We start from the raw sequence: 22,490 nt of genomic DNA, 5'->3' as shown, positions 1-22,490 counted from the left end.
CCGTTGCGAAAGATCCTCCTCGGGTCCGTGATCGCCGGCGCGGCGTTACTCGTGCCGCTCGCGATCGGGACCGCGACCGCCGCCACCTCCGCCACCGCCCCCCAGAGCCAGTCGGCCGTCCTGGCATACACGGCCTGGGCTCCCAACACCTGGTACGCCGTAGGCGCCCGGGTCACGTACTCCGGCAAGGACTACGAGGCCATCCAGGCGCACACGTCCCTGACCGGGTGGGAGCCGCCGAACGTCCCGGCCCTGTGGAGGCTCCTGTCGGGCAGCTCCCCCTCGGCCAGCCCGAGCAAGAGCCCGAGCCCCAGCCCGTCCGCCTCGCCCTCGGCCTCGCCGTCCGCGTCCCCCTCGGCGTCGCCCTCCGCATCGCCCTCGGCGAGCCCGAGCACGCCCCCGCCGCCCGGCGGCAAGAAGGTGCTGGGCTACTTCGCCGACTGGGGCGTCTACGGCCGGCAGTACTTCGTGAAGAACATCGTGAGCAGCGGCTCGGCCGCCAAGCTCACCCACATCAACTACGCCTTCGGCAACGTGACCAACGGCCAGTGCGCGATCGGCGACTCCTACGCCGACTACGACATGGCCTACACCGCGGCCAACAGCGTGGACGGCAAGGCCGACACCTGGGACAACCCCAACGCGCTGCGCGGCGCGTTCAACCAGCTGCGCAAGCTCAAGGCGATGTACCCGAACATCAAGGTCCTCTACTCCTTCGGCGGGTGGACCTGGTCGGGCGGCTTCGGGCAGGCGGCGGCCAACCCCGCCGCGTTCGCGAACTCCTGTTACAACCTGCTGAAGGACCCGCGCTGGGCCGACGTGTTCGACGGCATCGACATCGACTGGGAGTACCCGAACGCCTGCGGCCTGAGCTGTGACACCAGCGGTGCGGCGGCGTTCAAGAACCTGATGGCGGCCCTGCGGGCCAAGTTCGGCCCCAGCTACCTCGTCACCGCCGCGATCACCGCGGACGGCACGAACGGCGGCAAGATCGACGCCGCCGACTACGGCGGCGCGGCGCAGTACGTCGACTGGTACAACGTGATGACCTACGACTACTTCGGCGCCTGGGCCGCGCAGGGCCCGACAGCGCCGCACTCGCCGCTCACCTCCTACTCCGGCATCCCCACCGCCGGGTTCTACTCCGACGCGGCCATCCAGAAGCTCAAGAGCAAGGGCGTCCCGGCGAGCAAGCTCCTGCTGGGCATCGGCTTCTACGGCCGCGGCTGGACCGGCGTCACCCAGGCCGCGCCCGGCGGCACCGCCACCGGCGCCGCGCCCGGCACGTACGAGGCGGGCATCGAGGACTACAAGGTCCTCAAGACCAGCTGCCCGGCCACCGGCACGGTCGCCGGCACCGCCTACGCCAAGTGCGGCTCGAACTGGTGGAGCTACGACACCCCCGCCACCATCGGCGGCAAGATGACCTACGCCAAGAACCAGGGTCTCGGCGGAGCGTTCTTCTGGGAGTTCAGCGGCGACACCTCCAACGGCGAGCTGATCACGGCCATGGCCGGCGGCCTCAGGTGACGCGGCCCACCGGACTGAAGTAACCGCTTCGTACCGATACGGGCCCTCGCACGTCTCGTGCGGGGGCCCTGATCGTCCGACCACCCTGCCGAAACCTTCGCTTATGGTGGCATTCATGGACGCGACGAGGACGATCGTAGAAACGGTCGGCAAGCTGCGGCAGCGCCGCACCGCGCCGCTCGTGCTGGAACTGGACCTGACCGAGGGGCTGTCGGAAGGCCCGCCCGCCGACCCCATCACCGCTCTGCTGTCCATGCGCAAGGCGCGCCTCGCCGAGGTGCTGTCGGGCCTGCGCCGCGCCCGCAAGGACCCTCGTGTCACCGCGCTGATCGTCAAGATCGGTGGTAACCCTCTCGGCCTCGGCATGGTGCAGGAGCTGCGCACGGCCGTGGTGAAGCTGCGGGCCGCGGGCAAGCGGACCGTCGCGTTCGCCGAGACCTTCGGCGAGTTCGGCGCGGGCACCGTCCCCTACTACCTGGCCAGCGCCTTCGAACGGGTCTACCTCCAGCCCTCCGGCGACGTGGGCCTGACCGGGGTGGCGCTGGAGCAGCGGTTCCTGCGCGACGCGCTCGCCAAGGCCGGGGTGGAGTATCAGCTCGGCCAGCGGCACGAGTACAAGACCGCGGCCAACACCTTCACCCAGAACCACATGACCGACGCCCACCGCGAGTCCGCCGGGCGCATCGCCGAGTCGGTCACCGAGCAGGTCGTCGCGGGCGTCGCCGAGGGGCGCGGCCTCGACCCCAAGCGGGTGCGCGAGCTGATCGACCAAGGGCCGTTCATCGGGCCGGAGGCCGTCGAGGCCGGGCTCGTGGACGGGTTGAAGTATCGCGACGAGGTCTACGCCGAGACCGTCGACGAGGGCGCGCACCTCCTCTACGTGTCGCGGTACGCCAAGAGCGCGCTGTCCCGCAGGGTCCCCCACCCCGGCGCGGCCACGGTGGCCCTGGTCCACGGCACCGGCATGATCCGTCTCGGGCGCAGCGGCCGCTCGCCCCTGGGCGGCGGGGGCGCCATGGGCTCCGACACCATCTGCGCCGCCCTGCGCTCGGCCCGCCGGGACGAGAAGGTCAAGGCCATCGTGTTCCGCGTGGACAGCCCCGGCGGATCGTACGTCGCCTCCGACGCGATCTGGCGGGAGGTCGTGCTGGCGCGCCGGGCGGGCAAGCCGGTCATCGTGTCGATGGGCGACCTGGCGGCCTCCGGCGGCTACTTCGTGTCGATGGCCGCCGACGTGATCGTGGCCCAGCCGGGCACGCTGACCGGCTCGATCGGAGTGTTCGGCGGCAAGCCCGTGGTCGGCGAGCTGCTCGGCAAGCTCGGCGTGGTGACCGAGTCGGTCTCCGAGGGCGCCAACGCCGGGATGTTCTCGCCGTCCACCGCGTTCTCCGACGAGCAGTGGGAGCGGGTGAACGCCTGGCTCGACCGCATCTACGGCGACTTCGTGGGCAAGGTGGCGCAGGGCCGCGGCCTGACCGAGGAGCGGGCGCACGAGCTGGCCAGGGGCCGCGTGTGGACCGGCGCCGACGCCAGGCAGGCCGGTCTCGCCGACGAGCTCGGCGGCCTGGAGGAGGCCCTCGCCCTGGCCCGCCGCCGGGCCGGGCTGCCCGGCGACGCCCCCGTGCGGACCTATCCCCGCATGCACCCCCTGGAGCGGCTGCGCCCGCCGGAGTCCAGCGAGGACAAGTCGGCCGCGCTCGCCCGGGTGCGCCTGGAGGCGTGGGGGCCGCTCGCCCGGATGGCCGGGCAGCTCGGCCTCCCGGCGTACGGCCCGCTGGTGCTGCCGGGCTGGTGGACGATCAGATGACCGGACGGTAGCGGGAGCGCAGCCGTACGAGCGGGGCCTTGGACGCGTCGACGTAGTCGACCCTGAGGACCTCCCCGATGAACAGGGTGTGATCGCCGGCCGGGACGACCCGGGTCGTCTCGGCCTCGATCGCCGCCACCCCGCGCTCCACGACGAGCGCCTCGCTGCGCGCGCCGCGATGATGGGCGACCCCGGCCAGCAGGAGCCGGGCGCCCGGCCGTCCGGCCGCGGCGAACCTGGAGGCGACCGCCTGCTGGCCGTCCGCGAGGACGCTCGCGGCCCAGCGATCCCTGCGCAGCAGCACCTCGGCGAGGTATCCGGCCGAGTCCAGGCTGATCAGCACGAGCGGCGGGTCGAGCGACACCGACATCAGGGTCGCGACCGTCGTGCCCAGGTCGTCGCGGTCGTCCTTGACCGTCACGACCGCCACGCCCGCGGCGAGCTGCCCCATCGCCTCGGTGAACAGTCCCTGCTGAGGTCCCACGCCCCGGCTCCTTCCCCTCCGGCGTGCGACTGTGCCACCGGGGACCGGGACACGCAACCGGGCCGAGCGGATCACGGCGGCCGTCCAGGCCGGCACGGGGACTGCCCTCGGATCCGGGGAACGCCCCTGATGGAGAGACGGGAAGGGGGGACGCCGCTGAACGTCCTGGCCGGACCGGCGGACAAGCGGTCCTCGGCCTTCTCCGACGACCCGGGGCACGCGTTGAGGCGCGACACGTGGGCCGGCCGGCCCGTCGATCCCCGCCTGGGAGGTGTCGCATGACGAACACGACGAGGCTCACGGTGGCGCAGGCACTGGTGCGGTTCCTCGCGCGGCAGTGGACCGAACGCGACGGCGTCGAGCACCGGCTGATCGCCGGGTGCATGGGCATCTTCGGGCACGGCAACGTCGCGGGCATCGGCCAGGCCCTGGCGGAGCAGGGCGCGGGCACCCGCGACCCGCTGCCCTACTACCCGGCCCGCAACGAGCAGGCGATGGTGCACACGGCCGCCGGCTACGCCCGGCAGTCCGACCGGCTGTCCACGCTCGCCTGCACCAGCTCGATCGGGCCGGGCGCGACCAACATGGTCACCGGGGCCGCGCTGGCCACGATCAACCGGCTGCCGGTGCTGCTGCTGCCCGGCGACCTGTTCGCCACCCGGGTCGCCTCACCGGTGCTGCAGGAGCTGGAGGACCCCCGGTCGTACGACGTCAGCGTCAACGACTGCCTCAGGCCCGTCAGCCGCTTCTGGGACCGGGTCAACCGGCCCGAGCAGCTTCCCGCGGCGCTGCTGGGGGCCATGCGGGTGCTCACCGACCCCGCCGAGACCGGCGCGGTGACGCTGGCGCTGCCGCAGGACGTGCAGGCCGAGGCGTACGACTGGCCCGGGGAGCTGTTCGCCCGCCGGGTCTGGCACGTGGCCCGGCCGGTCCCCGAACCCGCCGCCCTGGCCAGGGCCGTCGAACTGCTGCGCGGCTCGCGCCGCCCGCTGATCGTCGCCGGGGGCGGGGTCAGGTACAGCGGCGCCTGCGCCGAGCTGGCCCGCTTCGCCGAACGCCACGGCGTGCCGGTGGCCGAGACGCAGGCCGGCAAGGGCGCGCTGCCGTACGACCATCCGTGCGCGGTGGGCGCGATCGGGCACACCGGGACCCGCGCGGCCGACACCCTGGCCCGCGAGGCCGACCTGGTCGTCGGGATCGGCACCCGCTTCGGCGACTTCACCACCGCGTCGCGGACGCTGTTCCGGCAGGCCGGGTTCCTCAACGTCAACGTGGCGGCGTTCGACGCGGCCAAGCACGCGGCCGAGACGCTCGTCGCCGACGCGCGGGAGGCCCTGAAGGCGCTCGGCGCGGCCTTCGGCGACGTGGACTGGCGGGCCGACCCCGGCTGGACGGGCCGGGCGGCCGGGCTGGCCGCCGCGTGGCAGGCCGAGATCGACCGGTTCTACGGCGGGACCGAGCTGACCCAGCCGGTCGTGCTGGGCGTGCTGAACGAGGTCGCTGCGGGCGGGGTGGTGGTCAACGCCGCCGGGTCGATGCCGGGCGACCTGCACCGGCTCTGGCGGGCCTCCGACCCCGGGCAGTACCACGTCGAGTACGGCTACTCCTGCATGGGCTACGAGATCGCCGGGGGCCTGGGGGCGAAGCTCGCCGCCCCCGAGCGCGAGGTGTTCGTGCTCGTCGGCGACGGTTCCTACCTGATGATGGCCCAGGAGATCGCCACCGCCGTGCAGGAGGGCGTCAAGCTCGTCATCGTCCTGGTGGACAACCATGGCTTCGCCTCGATCGGCGCGCTGAGCGAGTCGGTCGGCGCGCTCCGGCTCGGCACCGCCTACCGGAGGCGCGGCCCCGGCGGCCGGCTCGACGGGGAGCGGCTCCCGGTGGACCTCGCCGCCAACGCGGCCAGCCTCGGCGCCGACGTCCTGACGGCGGCCGACCCGCGGACCCTGCGGGCCGCTCTCGCCAAGGCGGTCGCGTCTTTCCGCACGACCGTGGTCCACGTCGAGACGGTCCCCGGTCCCGCACCCGCCGCCGAGGCGTGGTGGGACGTGCCGGTGGCCGAGGTGTCCGGGATCGCCGAGGCGCGCGCCGCGCGCGAGCGCTACGACGAGGCCAAGCGTGACCAGCGGCCCTATCTCTGAGGTGGACGCTCGCGTCGCCGCGGCGGCCCGTGTCAGCGGCCGCGTCAGCACGGCGACGGCCCGGTATCAGAGCGCCCGGCGATCGTGAATGCCATGAACGGGTCAGCGATCGCCGCCTCGGGGCTGCGAAAGGCATACAAGGACAAGGTCGTGCTCGACGGCGTCGACCTGGACGTCAGAGCCGGCACCATCTTCGCCCTGCTCGGGCCCAACGGCGCCGGCAAGACCACGACGGTGAACGTGCTGACCACGCTGCTGGCCCCCGACGCCGGCACGGCGGTCGTCGCCGGGCACGACGTGGCGACGGAGACCAGGGCGGTGCGCGCGGCGATCGGGGTCACCGGGCAGTTCGCCTCGGTGGACGACCTGCTCACCGGCGAGGAGAACCTGCTGCTGATGGCGGATCTCCTGCACCTGCCCAAGGCGGAGGGCAGACGGATCGCCGGCCGGTTGCTGGACCGGTTCGACCTGGCGGAAGCGGCGAGCAGGCCGGCGGCGTCCTACTCCGGCGGCATGCGCCGCAAGCTGGACCTCGCCATGACGCTCGTCGGCGAGCCGCAGATCATCTTCCTGGACGAGCCCACGACGGGACTCGACCCGCGCAGCCGCCGCACCATGTGGGAGATCATCCGGGAGTTGGTCGCCGGCGGTACGACCATCTTCCTCACCACCCAGTATCTGGAGGAGGCCGACCAGCTCGCCGACCGCATCGCGGTGCTCGACCAGGGCCGGCTGGTCGCGGAGGGCACCGCCGGCGAGCTCAAGCGCCGGATCCCCGGCAGCCATATCCGCCTGCGGTTCACCAGCCGCGACGAACTCGACGCCGCGGCCCGGATCCTGCCCGGGGCCACGAGGGACGACGAAGAGCTGACCGTGCGGGTGCCCGGCGACGGCGGGGTGCGGTCGCTCCGCGCGCTGCTCGAACAGCTCGACGCGCACTCCGTCGACGTCGAGGAGCTGTCGGTGCACACCCCGGACCTGGATGACGTCTTCCTCGCCCTCACCGGTACCGCGAACAAGGAGGCCGACGCCCGATGAACGTCATCGCAGACTCCAGGACCCTGCTGCGGCGCAACCTCCGGCACACGATGCGGAATCCGGTGGCGCTGTTCAACGGCATCGTCATGCCGGTCTTTCTGATGTTCCTGATGGTCTACGTGTTCGGCGGCGCGTTCAGCGTCGGCGTCGGCTACGCCGACTACGCGACGCCCGGATTGATGCTGACGACCATCTGCTACGGCGTCGGCGCCACCGCGGTCGCGGTGAACTCCGACATGACGACCGGGTTCATCAACCGGCTTCGCGTCATGGACGTGTCCCGTGCCGCCGTGCTGAACGCGTACGTGATCGTCACCATGCTGCGGAGCCTGGTCGCCATCGCGTTCGTCACCGGGGTCGCGTTCCTGATGGGATTCCGGCCGTCGGCGAGCTTCGCGGAATGGCTCGGCGTGATCGGCATCGTCGTGCTGACGGTGCTGGCGATCGGCTGGCTGACCGTCGCGTTCGGTCTCGCGGCGAAGACGCCGGAGAGCGCGGGCTTCGCCGCCGTCCCGCTGATGCTCCTTCCCTTCCTGAGCAGCGCGTTCGTGCCGGCCGACACGATGGGTCCCGGTGCGCGGCAGCTCGCCGAGTATCAGCCGTTCACCCCGATCATCGAAACCCTGCGCGGGTTGCTGACCGGCGCGCCGTCGGCGGGCCCGGCAATCACGGCGATCGCCTGGTGTGCGGGGCTGGCGTTGATCGGCTACCTGTGGGCGCGCGCGTCGTTCAAGAAGCGAGCGTGATCTCGGCCAGCTCGCGCCAGTCCCGCCCCCGGCCGTCACGGACCGCCTCGGTGAACACGGTTTCGCCGAGGCGGTTCCGCGCGTCCGCGGCGATCCTGGAAACGTCCGGGTGCGAACGATCCGGCGTGCCGCGCACGACGTCGCTCGCCGCGAGCAGTCGCACGGCCTGCTCGTGGTCTCCCCGGCGCAGCGCGAGATCCGCGATCCCGACCAGCACCTCGGCGATCGTCGGCGGATATCCGTACTCCACGGCCGCGCGGAAGGCCTCGGCCCGACAGGCGCAAGCCGTGCCGAGATCCTCGGCGAGGTAGCCGTACAGGTTCATGGCCGCGGCGCGGGCGGCCTGGTCCTGCACCGCACTGTCCGGCTCCATTCCCACCCTGGCCAGATGCCGGCGCGCCTGATCCGGCTCGCCGCGCCAGCGCGCCAGCTGCGCCTGCGAGAACGCCAGCTCGCCCAGCACTGCCGGCCAGGTGATCCCGCCCGCGCACCGCTGCGCCTCCGCCATGGCGCGAGCGCTGGACCGCTCGTCGCCGAGCAGCCAGTACAGCTGCGCCTGCCGCGCCCGCAGGCCGACCACGTCCTCGGTCGCGCCCACCTCGGTCAGCGCCACGACCGCCTCCTCGTAGTGCTCGCACGCGCGTGCGAACTCGCCGCGCATGGCGAGCCGATCGGCCACGAAGGCCAGCGCCAGCGAGATCCCCCACCGGTCGCCCAGCGCGCGGAACTCGCCGAGGGCGATCCCGGCGTCGGTGTCCACGTCGGTCTCGTCGCCGCCGAGCGTGAGCCGCAGCCGGCCACGAGCGAGCCTGGCCTGCGCGCGCACCCACGGGTCGTCGTCGGCGATGAGCGGCTCGAACGCGGGCAGGAAATCCGTCCGCTCGCGCAGCATCCGCTCCAGCGGAGCGACGAACCCGAGCAGGGGGTTGCGGTACCCGCTGCCCCTGGTGAGCCGGTACGCCCCTTGGATCCACTCCCGCGCCTGGTACTGATCGCCGCCGACCCTGGAGGTCACGAACATCGCCACGATGGTGTACGCCATCGCGCGCACCTCGTCGGACACCTCACCGTGCGCCTCACCGGGCATCTCACTGGGCATCTCACTGGGCATCTCACTGGGCATCTCACTGGGCATCTCACTGGCCATCTCACTGTGCATCGAGGCCGCCGCGATGCTCAACTCGGTGCCCTCGGCCCTGTGCCCGCTGAGGAACCAGTACCAGCCCGCGGCCCCGACCAGCCGCATCGCCTCCTGGGCCCATCCCTCGGCGATCGCCCCCCGCACGGCCGCGCCGATGTTGTCGTGCTCGGCCTCGATCCTGGCCAGCCATTCCAGCTGCCCGGCCCGGCGCAGGTGCGGATCGGCCGTCTCGGCCAGCTCGGCGAAGTAGGCGAGGTGCGCCCGGCGCGCCTGCTCGGTCTCCCCGGCTTCGGCGAGCCGGTGCGCCGCGTACTCCCTGATGGTGCCGAGCATCCGGTAGCGCGGCGTGTCCTCGCCGTCGGCGAGCAGCAGCGATTTCTCGATCAACGCGGTCAGCACGTCGAGCACCTGCTCCCCGGGCGACGCCTCGTCCCCGCACACCCGCTCGGCCGCCTCCAGGCTCGCTCCGCCGGAGAACACCGACAGCCGCCGGAGCACGCGGCGTTCGGCCTCGGACAGCAGATCCCAGCTCCAGTCCACGACCGCGCGCAGGGTCTTGTGCCGGGGCAGCGCCGTACGGCTGCCGCCGGTCAGCAGAAGGAACCGGTCGTCGAGCCGGCGGGCCAGCTGGTCGACGGACATGGTGCGCAGCCGCGCCGCGGCCAGTTCGATCGCCAGCGGGATCCCGTCGAGCGCCCGGCAGATCCGCGCCATGGCCGACAGGGTGCGCGCGTCGGAGCCGACGTCCTTGCGCACCAGAGCCGCGCGGTCGCGCAGCAGCCGCACCGCGGGCGAGGCCCCGGCCTCGGCGGGGCCGGCTCCCTTCGCGGGCAGCGCGAGCGGCTCGACCTGCCACAGGACCTCCCCGGTGATGCCGAGCGGTTCTCTGCTTGTGGCCAGGATCCGCAGGCTCCGGCACTCTCCCAGCAGCCGATCGGCGAAAGCGGCGGCCGCCTCGATCACGTGCTCGCAGTTGTCCAGGATCAGCAGGATCGCGCGCTCCCGGACCGCGGCGATCAGCTGGTCCATCGGTTCCCCGCCCCGCGCGGCGCCGAGCAACGCCTGGTCACGCAGGCCGATCGCGGTGAGGGCGGCCTGCGCCAGGTCGCCGCCCGCCCGCACCGGGGCCAGTTCGACCAGCCACGCCCCGTCCGGCAGCCCGGCGAGCATCGTCCGCGCGGTCTCCGCGGCCAGCCTCGTCTTGCCGGAGCCGCCCGCCCCCGCCAAGGTGACCAGCCGGTGCCTGACGACCAGATCGGCGACCGCGGAGACCTCGTCGTCCTTGCCGACGAAACTCGTCAGCTCGGCCCGCAGATTCGTCCTGTGGTCGTCCGCCCGCCGGCCCAGCTCGCCCCGCAGCACCGCGGTGTGCAGTGCGGACAGCTCGGCCGACGGATCGGCGCCCAGCTCCTCGGCGAGCCGCTCCCGCGTCCGCTGGTACACGGTCAGCGCCTCGGCCGTACGCCCCGCTTCGGCGAGCGCCCGCATCAGGGCCGCGACGAACCCCTCCCGCAGCGGGTGGGCGGCGACCAGCTCGGTCAGCTCGGAGACCAGCTCGGCCCCGCGGCCGAGGCGAATATCCGCAGCCACCCGGTCGCCGAGCGCGGCGACGTGGAGTTCGTCCAGCCGCGCGACCGCGGCGTCGAACGCGTCGCTGTCGCGCAGCGCGATGTCCGCCATGGCCGGGCCGCGCCACAGGGCCAGGGCCGATCGCAGCAGATCGGCCCGTGCCGCGGGGCCGGCGGCACGGGCCCGGCCGACCAGGTGCTCGAACCGGCACACGTCCACGGCGTCGGGAGCCAGGGCCAGCCGATAGCCGCCGGCGTCCGCCTCGATCACACCACCCGGCATCACCCTGCGCAGCCGGGACACCAGCGCCTGCAGGGCGTTGGCCTCGTCCGCGGGCGGCCGTCGCCCCCAGATCCAGTCCACCAGCCTCGTCCGCGTGACGATCCGGCCGGGTTCGAGGGCGAGCGCGGCGAGCAGTGCGCGCAGCCGAATCCCGGGAACCTCCACCACGGCCCCGTCGTGGTCGCGGACCTCGAACGGTCCGAGCAGTTCGACTCGCACGTGAGCAATTGTGCCGAGCCGTGGCGATATCGGCTAACCGCCGCCGCGGGTCAGCGGCGGTCAGCCGCGGTCAGCCGTGTCTCGCGGTCACGCGTCCCAGGTGACCGGGAGGCTCTTCACCCCGTAGACGTCCGCGGTCTCCGGCCGCAGGCCGACCTCCTCGGCCGGTACGGCCAGGCGCAGCGTGGGGAAGCGGCTGAGCAGCGCGGGGAGGGCGACCCGCATCTCGACGCGGGCCAGCTGCTGACCCAGGCACTGGTGGATGCCGTGGCCGAAGGCCAGGTGCCCGCCGTCCTGCCTGCCGAGGTCGAGCACGTGGGGATCGGTGAAGCGCCCGGGGTCGCGGTTGGCGGTGTTGTACGACAGGATGACGGCCGTCCCGGCGGCGATGGTCCGGCCGCCCAGCTCGACGTCCTCCAGCGCCGTCCGCATGAACGTCTTGGCGACGCTCAGGTAGCGCAGCAGCTCCTCCACGGCCCGGTCGGTGAGCGCGGGATCGGCCCGCCAGGCGGCCAGTTGCTCCGGGTGACGCAGCAGCGCGAAGGTGCCCAGCGCCAGCATGTTCGCGGTGGTGTCGAACCCGGCCGACAACAGGATGAGGGCGATCCCCTGCAGCTCCTCGTCGGTCAGGTCGCTGTCGGTGAGGTCGCTGAGCACGTCGTCGGTTGGGGTGACGCGCTTGGCGGCCACCAGTTCCGCGAGGTACCGCTGGGTCGCGGTGTAGGCCGCGAACAGCTCCTCGTCGCCGGCCTCCCCGCCGAGGAACGCGTCGATGTTGTCCTGGAAGAAGCCCCGGTCCTCGTACGGCACGCCCAGCAGCTCGCAGATGATGACGGAGGGGATGGGCTTGGCGAACGCGGTCACCAGGTCCGCGGGCGGCCCGGCCTTCTCCATGGCGTCCAGGTGGTCGGCGGTGACCTGCTCGACGCGCTCGGTGAGCAGTCGCATCCGGCGTACGGTGAACCTGCCCACCAGCGGTTTGCGATAGCGGCTGTGCTGGGGGTCGTCCATGAGGAGGAACTCGCCGGGCGGCGCCGGGGGGACCTCGATCTCGCCGAAGTCGATCAGCGGGTGGTGGCGCATGAGTTCCTTGCGCGAGCTGAACCGGGGGTCGGCCAGGACCGACCGGACCAGGTCGTATCCGGTGATCAGCCAGCCCTCGTGTCCGTCCGGGAAGCGGTAGCGGCTGATCGGGCCGTGCCGGCGGGCGTCGATCAGCTCCGCCGGCGGGTCGAAGGGACAGCCGGGCTTACGCGCGGCCGGCAGCGTGGTGACGGTGTGTTCCATGGCCATTCCCCTCGTCAGCCGCCGAGCACGGTGTCGTCTGCGGAAGCCTTCCGCGGCCCCGGGGCCGCGTGCACTGAGCCGTTCATGGCATCCACCGTCGCCGGTCGCGCTGACACCGGGCCGTCGCCGTGCTGACGCGGCCGCTGACACGACACCGCGCCGGGCCGATCGCCGTCCGGTGAACACAGACGAACGCCTCCCGGTCCGGAGCACGAGCCGTGCTCCGCCGGGAGGCGTTCGTCTATGCCCTCGCGTCTATGTCCTCGCCGTCAGAGCAGGCCGCTCTGCGTGAGCCAGTCCTTGGCCACCACGGGCGGGTCGTCCTTGTCGACGGCGATCCGCTTCATCAGGGTGACCAGCGTCTGGGTGTCGAGCTTGGCGGAGACCGCGTTCAGCGTGGAGGTCACGGTGTCGTTCACCCCGGCCTTGTAGACGAGGGGCGTCACGTTCTCCGAGCCGAAGGCGTTCTTGCTGTCCTGCAGCGGCACGAGGTCGTTCAGCACGATCTTGGGGTCGGTGGTGAACACGTTGCCCACCTGGACCGTGCCGCTCTTGATCGCGTCAGCGGTGGTGTCGCCGGTGGGCTTCCACTGCTTGAACTCCAGGCCGTAGACGTTCTTGAAGTTCTCCTCCTGACGCTGCTTGAACTCCGGCGGGCCGCCGACCACGAAGTCCTTCGCCACCTTGACGAGGTCCTCGATGGTGCTGAGCTGGTATTTGTCGGCCGTGGCCTTGGTGACCGTGAGCGAGTTGTTGTCCTCGGCCGCCGCCGGTTCCAGGATCTCCAGCTCCGGGGGCAGCTTGGCCTTCAGGCCCGCGAGGATCTCGTCCTTGGTCCTGGCCGTGCTCGACTTGTCGACGAACGCCAGCAGCGACCCGGCGTACTCGGGCAGCACGGTCAGGCCGCCGCTCTTGACCTGGTCGTAGACGACCTCGCGGCTGCCGATGTTGGGCTTCTCCTCGACCGTGACCCCCTTGGCCTGGAGGGCCTGGGCGTACATCGAGGCGAGCAGGACGCTCTCGGGGAAGTTGAAGGAGCCGACGACGACCTTCGTGGCGGCGGCGTCCCCCGAGCCCGACGCCGACGGGGCGGCGGACGCGGTCGTGGAGAGGGGGTCGGAGCCCCCGCAGGCCGATAACGTGAGCGCCGCGGTCAGGGCGACCGCCGCGACGCCGAAGATACGCCTCATAACAGAAAATCCCTTCATTATAGGGGGATAAAATCGAGATTAGCGGACCTGGCGGACACCGGGCGAGACGGCCACCCGGTCGAGCAGGACGAAGCCGAGCTGAACGGCCAGGGCGAGCGCGGCCACCAGGACCGCTCCCCCGACCACGTCCGCGTAGGTCTTGGTCGCCAGGCCGTCGATGATGAACCGGCCGAGCCCGCCCAGCCCGACGAACGCCGCGACGGTGGCGGTGGAGACGACCTGGATGGCGGCGAGGCGCAGGCCCAGCAGGATCAGCGGCAGCGCGACCGGGGTCAGCGTCTGGAACAGCACCTGACGCCCGCGCAGGCCCATGCCGTACGCCGCGTCGCGCAGGTCGGCGTCCACCCCCCGCACGCCCTCGTACGTGTTCACCAGGATGGGCGGCACCGCCAGCACGATCAGCGGGATCAATACCGGCAGGACGGTCCCCACGCCCGCCAGCAGCACCACGAGCACGAGCAGGCCGAGCGTCGGCAGCGCCCGGGCGGCGTTCGCCGCGACCACGACGAGCAGCGCGCCGCGGCCCGTGTGGCCGATGAGCAGTCCGAGCGGCACGGCGATCAGCGCCGCGACGAGGAAGGCCCCGGCCGAGAACTCCAGGTGCTCGAGCAGCCGGACCGGGATGCCGTCCGGGCCCGACCAGTGCGCCGGGTCGCCGAAGAAGCCGGCCAGCCAGTTCACGCCGTCCTCCTCGCCCGGGACCAGGGGGTCAGCAGCCGCTGGGCGAGCACGAGCAGCCCGTCGGCGAGCACGGCGAGCAGGACGATGAGCACGATCCCGACCGTGATCGGCGTGTAGAACTGCCGCTGCCAGCCGTCGATGAACAGGTTGCCCAGCCCGCCCTGGCCGATGAGCGCGCCCACGCTGACCAGGCTGATGCTGGAGACGGTCGCGACCCGCAGCCCGGCCAGGACCACCGGCACCGCGACCGGCAGCTCGACCCGGAGCAGCCGGCGCGCGGGCCGGAACCCCATCGCCACCGCCGACTGCCGTACGGCATCGGGCACCGAGGCCAGGCCGTCCACCACGGCGGGGATCAGCACCGCGAGCGCGAAGAACGTCAGCGGGATGACCACGGTCGACCGGGTGAGCCCGGTGATCGACAGGAAGATCGAGAACAGCACCAGGGACGGCAGCGAGTAGGTGACGTTCATCAGCGCGGCGGTCGGCTGGTAGAGCCAGCGCCAGCGCACACAGGCGAGGCCGAGCGGCAGGGCCACGACCAGCCCGAACAGCACGGGCAGGAAGGCCATCACGACATGGTTCTCCAGCAGGGCGCTGATCGCGGTGGGGCCTCCGTTGGCCCAGTTGCGCGCGATCCAGTCCCAGCGGACCAGGGGCTCGTCGGTCACGCGGGCGCCTCCTCGGAGGAGCCGTCGCCGGAGGAGCCCTCGCCTGAGCCGCCCGACGCGGGCGGCGCGTACTCGGCGAGCAGTTCGTCGATCGCGTCCCGGCCGGCCACGCCGCGCACGCGGCCCTCCTCGTCCACGGCGACCGCGGTGCCGTTGGCCGACAGCAGCGCCGCGTCGAGCGCCGCGCGCAGCGAGTCGGTCTCGGGGGTGAAGGTGCCGTACGCCGCGAGCCCGTTCGCGGTGCGCCAGCCGAGCGGCCTGCCGTCCTCGTCGGTCGCCAGATCGGACGGCGCCGGGCGCAGGCGCACCTCCTTGGCCGAGATGAACGACAGCCGCCGGATGCCGCGGTCGCGGCCGAGGAACTCGCGAACGAAGTCGTCGGCGGGCTCGGTGAGCAGCGTGGCCGGGCCGGCCATCTGGGCCAGCCGCCCGCCGACGCGCATGACGGCCACCGTGTCGCCGAGCTTGACCGCCTCGTCGATGTCGTGGGTGACGAACACGATCGTCTTGCGCAGCTCCGACTGCAGCCGCAGCAGCTCGTCCTGGAGACTGGCCCGCACGATCGGGTCGACGGCGCTGAACGGCTCGTCCATGAGCAGCACCGGAGGGTCGGCCGCGAGCGCCCGGGCCACGCCGACGCGCTGCTGCTGCCCGCCCGAGAGCTGGAAGGGATAGCGGCCCGCCAGGCCGGGGTCGAGCCCGACCAGTTCGAGCAGGTCCATCGCGCGGGCGCGCGCCTTCCTCTTGCTCCAGCCCAGCAGGTACGGCACCGTCGCGACGTTGTCCACGATCTTGCGGTGCGGGAACAGGCCCGCCTGCTGGATCACGTACCCGATGCCGCGCCGGAGCGTGGGCGGGTCGATCTCGCGCACGTCCTGGCCGTCCAGGGTGATGCGGCCGGAGGTGGCGTCGATCATGCGATTGATCATCCGCAGCGACGTGGTCTTGCCACAGCCCGAGGGGCCCACGAACACGGTGATCGCACCGGTGGGCACCTCCAGACTGAGGTCGGCCACGGCCACCGTCCCGTCCCGGTAGCGCTTGGTGACGTCTTCGAACGTGATCACGCCATCTCGCCCTTCGAAAGAGTGTGCGATCAAGCCAACAGCGGGAGGCCCCTCACTCTTCCCTCCGAACCCCCTGGATATCCAACGCGACCCGTTCCGGACACAACACCCAGCGGCCAGCCTACGGCGGGAACACCCGAAATCCGGGCCTAGATATCTATCAATAGGGCATCTCATGATGCGTGACGCGGTGATGTGTTGGCATGATTACTCTCACGCCTCTCCCGTCCCTCCGCCGCGTCCCTCAGAACGGACCAGCCAAGAACCTCAGAGGAGCCGGTCGTGACTGCACCGCTCACCGGTCTGCGCTCCAGGAGCGAGCTGATCGCCGAGCTCTACGAGCGTCACGCGGCGGGGTTGTTCGCGTACTGCCACGACCAGCTCGGTGAGACCGCGTCCGCCGCCGACGCCGTGGTGGCCGTCTTCACCACCGCTCCGGCCGCCGAGCCGCCCTCGCGCGGCGCGCTCTACGCGCTGGCGCGCCGGGAGATCTACCGCCGGGACGTCAGCTACGCGCTGCCCGCGGTCGACTCCGTCGCCGACCCCGCCACCTCCTTGATCGAGCGGGTGTTCCGGGACATCCGGCCACACCAGCGTGAGGTCCTGCTCCTGTCGGAGGTGTGCGGCCTGCCGGCGCCGGAACTGTCGCTGGTCCTCGACGTGGCGGCCGACACCGCCGAGGAGCTGATCGCCGGAGCGACGCGCCGCTTCGCCCAGACGCTGGAGACGGCGGTGACCGCCGCGAGATCGGCGCCGTTCGTGCCCGCCTCCGTCGCGGAGGTCTACGACGCCATCTGCGTCTCCCCCCTCGGCGACGTGCTGGCCCGGCTGCCCTGGCGCCGGCCGGCCGCGACCGTACGCGACCGGGTGCTGGCGGCGCTGCCGTACGACGAGCCGGGGAGCGCCACCGCGGGAGGGGAGCAGTCCTCCGGGCTGATCACCAAGAGGCTGTGGCCGACCACTCCGACGTGGCCGCTGCCGCTGAGCGACCCCGACCAGGTCACCAACACGTGCGTGGTCAAGGCCGACGCGATCGCGCAGCCGCAGGGCTCCCGGCGCAGGGCGAAGCACGAGGCGACGACCGAGCCGATGCCCCGGCTGCGCGGTGCGCTGCTCAACTCGCTCGGCGAGGGCCGTCTGCGCAGGAAGCGCACCGCTCGGCCCGCGCCCGCGGAGCGGCCGGAGACCCCGGAGCGGCCGGAGGCCCTGGCCGCGCCCGTGGAGCCGCAGGCACCCCCGCAGGAACCGGCGCCCGCCACGTCCACAACGTCGACAACGTCGACAACGCCGCCACCTGCCCCGGACGTCGCGGCCGCCCCCGAGTCGTTCGACGCCTTCGGCGCCGCCGCCTCTCCCCGTACGGACCCGTTCGACGCCTTCGGCACCGCCGCGCGTCCCTTCGACGCCTTCGGCACTTCCGGCACACCGCGCCTCGCGGAACCCCTCGACGCCTTCGGCGCCCCACCGCGCACCCCGGAACCCCTCGACGCCTTCGGGACTTCCGGCACACTCCGCCCCGCGGAGCCCTTCGACGCCTTCGGCGCCACGCCGCACCCCGCGGAATCCTTCGACGCCTTCGCGGGCACGTCCGGCGCTCCGCGCCCCGCGGAACCTCGTGACGCGTTCGAAGCCACCCCGCACCCCGCGGAGCCCTTCGACGCCTTCGGGACTTCCGGCACGTCCCGACCCGCGGAGCCGCTGGACGCGTTGTTCGACACGCTCCGCTTCGCCGTGCCCTTCGACGCGTTCCGTACGGCCGAGCCCGCGGACGCCTCGCGGCAGGCCGAGCCCACCGGCGCCTTCCCGCAGACCGGGGAACCGTCCGGCTTCCCGCGGATCGAGGAGCCGTCCGGCGAACCCCCGCTGACGCCGCCCTCCGAGGCGCTCTTCCCGGCCGCTCCCCCCGTGGACGCGTTCACTCCCGCGCCGCGGGAGGCCGGGCGACCGGCCGGGTCCTCCCTCCTCCCGGCCGAGGAGCCGCCGGGGGGAACCTCCGGCGCGCGTGCCGTCACGGCGTCCGGGACGGAGACCGACGCCCTGGTCCACCCGGCCGTCGCGGCGATCTCCGCGCCTCCGGCCGCCGCCTCCCGCCGCCCTGCCCGCAAGCACGCCGGCAAGCCGTCCGGCGCCGGCAGCGGGGCGAGCAGGGGCGCGAGCAGCGGTGCCGGCAGGGGCGCGAGCAACGGCACGCGCAAGGGCCGGCGGGTCAAGGGCGACCGGCACTACGACTGGCTGTGGGAGGCCGTCGGCATCCTGATCTGCCTGATCATCGCGCTGATCGTCTTCTTCAACGTGCCGACGGTCTTCACGCCCTGAGCCCGCGACGCCCGCACCGCCGGGCGCGTGCTCATCGTGGCGGTTTGGGCAGCCCGAGCCCGAGCATGGCGATCAGCTCCCGCTGGACCTCGTTGACGCCGCCTCCGAAGGTGAGCACGAGCGCGCCCTTGACGCCCCGGTCGACCCGCTCGATCAGGTCACGCGTCTCCTCGTCGTACGGGTCGCCGAAGCGGGCCAGCGTGTCGCCGACGATCCGGCCGATGTCCTGCGCCCGCTCCGAGGCGTAGATCTTGGTGGCCGACGCGTCGGGCGCGCCCAGCCAGCCGAGATCCATCGACGCCGCGACCTGCCAGTTCAGCAGCTCGTTCGTGCGGAAGTACGCGTACACCTCGGCGACGGCCCGCCGTACGTCGGGGTGCTCCCACAGCGGCGCGCCGTCGCGTCCCCTGCCGGTCTTCGCCCAGCGCGCGAATCGGTCGAGGGTGTGCCCGATGTTGCCGGCGGGGCCAAGCGTGACGCGCTCGTAGTTGAGCTGGTTGACGATCAGGTCCCAGCCCTTGTCCACCTCGCCGACGACCATGTCGAGCGGGACGCGCACGTCCGAGTAGTACGTCGCGTTGGTGTGGTGGCGGCCGTCCATCGTGAAGATCGGTGTCCAGGAGAACCCGGGGTCCCCGCAGTCGACGATCATCATGGTGATCCCGCGGTGCTTCCGGGCCGCCGGATCGGTGCGCGCCGCCAGCCAGATGTAGTCGGCGTGGTGCGCGCCCGAGGTGAACACCTTCTGGCCGTTGACCACGTAGTGGTCGCCGTCGCGCACCGCCGTCGTCCGCAGCGAGGCCAGGTCGGTGCCCGCCTCCGGCTCGCTGTAGCCGATCGCGAAGTGACACTCCCCGGCGAGGATGCGGGGCAGGAAGAACTCCTTCTGCGCGTCCGTGCCGTACCGCATCAGCGTCGGGCCGACCGTCTGCAGCGTGATCAGGGGGTAGGGCACCTCCGCCCGGGCGACCTCGTTGGCGAAGATCTGCTGCTCCACTGGGCCGTATCCGTCCCCGCCGTACTCCTTCGGCCATCCGAGGCCGAGCTTGCCGTCGCGGCCCAGCCTGCGGCAGTGCGTCATGTACGCCTCGCCGAACGGGTCGCGGGCGATCTCGGCGCGCTGCTCGGCGGTCAGGCAGGACGCGAAGTACTCCCGCAGGTCGTCGCGGAGCCGCCGCTGCTCCGCCGTCAACTCGATGAACATCAGACCAGGGCTCCGATCAGGTCGAGCTGGGCCTGCTCGCCGCCCAGCAGATGGGCGAGGTGCTTGCCCAGGCCGAAGTGCCGATGCAGCGGATAGGTCAGGTCGAGGCCGATGCCGCCGTGCAGGTGCTGGCAGGTGTAGAGCGCGCGTACGGCGTCCGCGGTGGCGTTGTAGGCGGCGACGGCCAGATCCCGCTCCGCGGGCAGCCCTTCGCCCAGCCGCCACACTCCCGTCCACATGGCGACGTCGAGCGCGCGTGCGGCGATGTAGACGTCGGCGATCTGCATGGTCACGGCCTGGAACTCGGCGAGCACCCGGTCGAACTGCCTGCGCGCGGCGATGTGTCCCCTGGTCAGCGCGAGCGCGCCCGCGAGGACTCCGGAGGCGGTCGCGGTCACCGCGGCCAGGGTGTTCAGCCGCAGCGCGGCGACGGCCGCGCCGTCCCGCTCCCCCACCATCTCGCCCGGCGCGTCCTCCAGGACGACCGCGGCCGCGGGTTCCCCGGTCGCCGTCGGGACCGGCCGCAACCGCGCGTCCGCGGGCCGCACGAGGAACAGCGCGGCCCCGTCCCCGGACCGCGCCGGCACGAGGATGGCCGACGCCTCGGCGGCGTACGGGACGACGCCGGGCCGCCCGGTGATCCTTCCGTCCCTGGCGATGGCGGAAGGCGGGTCGCCCGGGCCCGCCCCGGCCTCGCGGAAGGCGACGGCGAGCACCTCCTCCCCCTCGGCGAACGACGCGAGCGCCCGGCGCTGGGCGTCCGTGCCGTGCCCGGCGACGGTCAGCGCGGCGATCAGGCCGGGCAACGCGGGAACGGGCGCCACGCGGCTCCCCGCCTCACGCAGGATCACCGCCATCGCGAGCGGGCCGAGCCCGGCGCCGCCCGCCTCCGGAGGCAGGCACGCGCCGAGCAGGCCCGCCTGTGCCAGCGCCTTCCACGCCCCCGCGTCGTACGGCCTGCCGCCGCGCTCGTGCGCCTCGATCCTGGCCTGGTCCGCCTCCCGGTCCAGCACCGACGCGGCCAGCGCGCGCAACTCCGCATGGGTCTCGTCGAGATCGAAGTCCACCGGACCTCCCGCGTGTTCCACGGACCTGACTGCGGGGCGAGATCCCCGCCCAGGACCGCAAACTAGAACGGATTCTAATCTCTGTCCAGAGGGATGCTCCCGAACCGGCGACGACATGCGGCCGAAACAGGAAAGTCATATAGCCGCCAGCACTTCTGTGACTGACGGGTAACCATCCGGAGTGGACGGGAATCAGATAACGTGTTCCTATGCGCACTTCGCATGCAGTCGCCGACGCTCCACCACCGCTTCCCGAAGGCCCTTCCGCCACGGGCGCCCATCCGGCCCCGGCCACCCCGGGGGCTCGCACCCGGAGCCAGCACCAACGGCGCCGGCGCATCGTCCAGGCGGCGGCCGCCCTCGCCTCCCGCGGAGGCGTCGAGGCGATGCAGATGCGCACGGTCGCCGAGCGCGCCGGCGTCGCCCTGGGAACGCTTTACCGCTACTTCCCCTCCAAGATGGACCTGGTCGTGGCGGTGGTCGGCGAGGAGATCGACCTGCTGGAGTCCAGCATCGAGCGGCGCCCGCCGCACGCCGCCCACCCCGCGGGCCGCGCGGTCGACGTGCTGATGCGGGCCACCCGGGGCCTGATGCGCGAGCCGGAGCTCGCCGACGCGCTCATCCGCTCCCTGATCATGGCGGAGGTGGAGGCGCCGTTCGGCGACAGGATGGCGAGCCTGCTCCTGCGCGTCGCCACCGACGGCCGCACGGTGAGCCTTCCCCCGGAGGACCAGCTCGCGCTCACCGGCTCCCTCGCGGGAGTATGGGTGCAGGAGTTGCTGGAGATGCTGCGCGGGCGGCGCACGTACGAGCAGATCCAGCACCGCATCGAGATCGCGGCCGAGCGGCTGCTGGCGGGTTTCTAGACTTTCCTCTCGCCACCCGGTGAAATCACCGCGACCCTCCGAGACACGAGGTCCGCACCCCCGGGTAAGACGGATATGCGAGATGGACGGGCCGTCGTCTCCTGCTAGAACGAGTTCCACTCCTATTGGAATTAAATTCCAATTGCGGGAAAGCGCTTGGACCGCCTCTGCGGGTTCTGGTTCCATGACAGGGTGACGAGCCCCCCCGAGATCCCGGCCCGGCGGGACACCGCCTCTCCGCCCATCCCCTCCCTCCGCGCGGCCTGGGGACCGCTCGCCCTGTCCTACGCGACGGCACAACTCGTCGAGGTGTTCCTGCACGAGGGGGCGCACGCGCTGGCCGCCCGCGCGGTGGGGTTCCACCCCGCCATCGGCCAGTTCGTCGAGTTGCACGTGCCCTCGCCCGAACGGGCGCAGGAGGCCCTGGTGGCGGCCGGCGGCCCGATAGGCAGCCTCGTCACCGGCCTCGTCTGCTGGGCGCTGTACCGCCGGCGCGGGCCGTCCTATCCGCGCCTGCTGCTGATGTGGCTGGCGATGACCGGCATCACGGCGTTCCTCGGATATCTGGTGGTCATGCCGCTGCTCACGGTGGGCGACACCGGCGTCCTGGCCCGTCTCTACCACGTGCCCGTCGCCGTCCAGTTCCTCGTCACCGCCGCCGGCATGGCGCTGCTCTACCTGGTCACCCGGCCGCTGAGCCGGATGTATCTCGACTCGCTGCCCGCGAGCGTGCCACTGGACACCCCGCGCGACCGCAAGGCGTCCGTGACCCGCCTGTGGATCCCCTACCTGATCGGCCTGGCGCTGCTGGTGCCCGCCGGGCTCGGCGGCGACCCCGAGGTGGTCTTCTACGGCATCCTCGGCTGCTGGGGGCCGGGAATGGCGCTGGTCGGATTCATGACGCTCAACGCGGGCCGGCCGTACGAACGCAAGGAGAAGACCGACGCCGGTTGGCGGCTTCCCGTGTGGGCGTTTCTCGGCTACGCCGCCGTGGTCGCGTTCTATCTGCTCGTGCTGCGGCCCGGCCTGAATATCTGACCGCCCGGAATACGCATACGTACGCACCGCAATCCGGATACGTAATAACCGGAAGCGCGCTGGACGGCCCCCGGAAAGATGGCCGATGATGCCTACGGCGAATTCTTTTCTTCCGGGGAGCCGTC

General features: G+C 72.4%; 17 protein-coding genes. 8 read left to right on the top strand and 9 right to left on the bottom strand.

Features of this window, described 5'->3' with window-relative positions; translation table 11 throughout:
• Positions 1–3 precede the first annotated feature (3 nt).
• Both BXA11_RS20295 and sppA read left to right on the top strand, forming a co-directional pair.
• On the top strand, positions 4–1,530 hold the full coding sequence (locus tag BXA11_RS20295; RefSeq protein WP_076436796.1) for a glycosyl hydrolase family 18 protein: 1,527 nt from the start codon (positions 4–6) through the stop codon (positions 1,528–1,530).
• 115 nt (positions 1,531–1,645) lie between these two features.
• Positions 1,646–3,337 (top strand): signal peptide peptidase SppA, encoded by a 1,692-nt coding sequence (gene sppA / locus BXA11_RS20290; RefSeq protein ID WP_076436977.1) that lies wholly within the window; start codon positions 1,646–1,648, stop codon positions 3,335–3,337.
• On the opposite strand, the gene BXA11_RS20285 is transcribed toward sppA, so the two are convergent.
• A complete protein-coding gene (locus BXA11_RS20285) occupies positions 3,330–3,788 on the bottom strand; it encodes a flavin reductase family protein (protein ID WP_076436976.1) in 459 nt (152 codons plus the stop codon). The genes sppA and BXA11_RS20285 overlap by 8 nt on opposite strands.
• A gap of 311 nt (positions 3,789–4,099) precedes the next feature.
• Between BXA11_RS20285 and iolD the strand changes: the two genes are divergently transcribed.
• The 3 genes from iolD (at position 4,100) to BXA11_RS20270 (ending at position 7,746) form a co-directional block, all read left to right on the top strand.
• Complete coding sequence (iolD, locus tag BXA11_RS20280; protein ID WP_076436794.1) at positions 4,100–5,962, top strand: 3D-(3,5/4)-trihydroxycyclohexane-1,2-dione acylhydrolase (decyclizing); 1,863 nt, start codon at positions 4,100–4,102, stop codon at positions 5,960–5,962.
• A 93-nt stretch (positions 5,963–6,055) separates the two neighbouring features.
• The gene (locus BXA11_RS20275) at positions 6,056–7,000 is read left to right on the top strand and encodes an ATP-binding cassette domain-containing protein (RefSeq protein WP_076436792.1); all 945 of its coding nucleotides are present in this window, start codon (positions 6,056–6,058) and stop codon (positions 6,998–7,000) included.
• Positions 6,997–7,746 (top strand): ABC transporter permease, encoded by a 750-nt coding sequence (locus BXA11_RS20270; protein ID WP_076436791.1) that lies wholly within the window; start codon positions 6,997–6,999, stop codon positions 7,744–7,746. The genes BXA11_RS20275 and BXA11_RS20270 overlap by 4 nt, the downstream gene beginning before the upstream one ends.
• Here BXA11_RS20270 and BXA11_RS20265 read toward each other — a convergent pair.
• The 6 genes from BXA11_RS20265 to BXA11_RS20240 all read right to left on the bottom strand — a co-directional run bounded on the left by BXA11_RS20265 (position 7,730) and on the right by BXA11_RS20240 (position 15,874).
• The gene (locus BXA11_RS20265; protein WP_076436789.1) at positions 7,730–10,957 is read right to left on the bottom strand and encodes an AfsR/SARP family transcriptional regulator; all 3,228 of its coding nucleotides are present in this window, start codon (positions 10,955–10,957) and stop codon (positions 7,730–7,732) included. The two genes, BXA11_RS20270 and BXA11_RS20265, sit on opposite strands and share 17 nt — an antisense overlap.
• An 87-nt stretch (positions 10,958–11,044) precedes the next feature.
• A complete protein-coding gene (locus tag BXA11_RS20260; protein ID WP_204053775.1) occupies positions 11,045–12,244 on the bottom strand; it encodes a cytochrome P450 in 1,200 nt (399 codons plus the stop codon).
• A 269-nt stretch (positions 12,245–12,513) separates the two neighbouring features.
• Positions 12,514–13,434, bottom strand: coding sequence for an ABC transporter substrate-binding protein (locus tag BXA11_RS20255; RefSeq protein WP_030506162.1), 921 nt, complete (start codon positions 13,432–13,434; stop codon positions 12,514–12,516).
• A 39-nt stretch (positions 13,435–13,473) separates the two neighbouring features.
• Positions 13,474–14,136: an ABC transporter permease gene (locus tag BXA11_RS20250; protein ID WP_076436786.1), complete on the bottom strand. Its 663-nt coding sequence runs from the start codon at positions 14,134–14,136 to the stop codon at positions 13,474–13,476.
• Complete coding sequence (locus BXA11_RS20245) at positions 14,133–14,807, bottom strand: ABC transporter permease (protein ID WP_030506164.1); 675 nt, start codon at positions 14,805–14,807, stop codon at positions 14,133–14,135. The genes BXA11_RS20250 and BXA11_RS20245 overlap by 4 nt, the downstream gene beginning before the upstream one ends.
• Positions 14,804–15,874, bottom strand: a complete 1,071-nt coding sequence (locus BXA11_RS20240; protein ID WP_076436784.1) for an ABC transporter ATP-binding protein — start codon at positions 15,872–15,874, stop codon at positions 14,804–14,806. The genes BXA11_RS20245 and BXA11_RS20240 overlap by 4 nt, the downstream gene beginning before the upstream one ends.
• 282 nt (positions 15,875–16,156) lie before the next feature.
• Here BXA11_RS20240 and BXA11_RS45415 point away from each other — a divergent pair, with 282 nt between their 5' ends.
• Positions 16,157–18,190, top strand: coding sequence for a hypothetical protein (locus BXA11_RS45415; protein WP_076436782.1), 2,034 nt, complete (start codon positions 16,157–16,159; stop codon positions 18,188–18,190).
• A 31-nt stretch (positions 18,191–18,221) separates the two neighbouring features.
• On the opposite strand, the gene BXA11_RS20230 is transcribed toward BXA11_RS45415, so the two are convergent.
• Both BXA11_RS20230 and BXA11_RS20225 read right to left on the bottom strand, forming a co-directional pair.
• Positions 18,222–19,394 carry an acyl-CoA dehydrogenase family protein gene (locus BXA11_RS20230; RefSeq protein WP_076436781.1) on the bottom strand — a complete coding sequence of 391 codons (1,173 nt, stop codon included), beginning with the start codon at positions 19,392–19,394 and terminating at the stop codon, positions 18,222–18,224.
• Positions 19,394–20,461, bottom strand: coding sequence for an acyl-CoA dehydrogenase family protein (locus BXA11_RS20225; RefSeq protein ID WP_076436779.1), 1,068 nt, complete (start codon positions 20,459–20,461; stop codon positions 19,394–19,396). Before BXA11_RS20225 ends, BXA11_RS20230 begins: the two co-directional genes overlap by 1 nt.
• 209 nt (positions 20,462–20,670) lie before the next feature.
• Between BXA11_RS20225 and BXA11_RS20220 the strand changes: the two genes are divergently transcribed.
• Positions 20,671–21,327: a TetR family transcriptional regulator gene (locus tag BXA11_RS20220; protein ID WP_076436777.1), complete on the top strand. Its 657-nt coding sequence runs from the start codon at positions 20,671–20,673 to the stop codon at positions 21,325–21,327.
• Between the two features lie 192 nt (positions 21,328–21,519).
• Positions 21,520–22,365 (top strand): zinc metalloprotease, encoded by an 846-nt coding sequence (locus tag BXA11_RS20215; RefSeq protein WP_143734414.1) that lies wholly within the window; start codon positions 21,520–21,522, stop codon positions 22,363–22,365.
• Positions 22,366–22,490 lie beyond the last annotated feature (125 nt).

The sequence above is a fragment of the Microbispora rosea genome (assembly GCF_900156315.1).
GTDB lineage: Bacteria > Actinomycetota > Actinomycetes > Streptosporangiales > Streptosporangiaceae > Microbispora > Microbispora rosea.
Note: the sequence above shows the minus strand (reverse complement) of the source record. Positions and strands in the feature narration are given on the sequence as shown.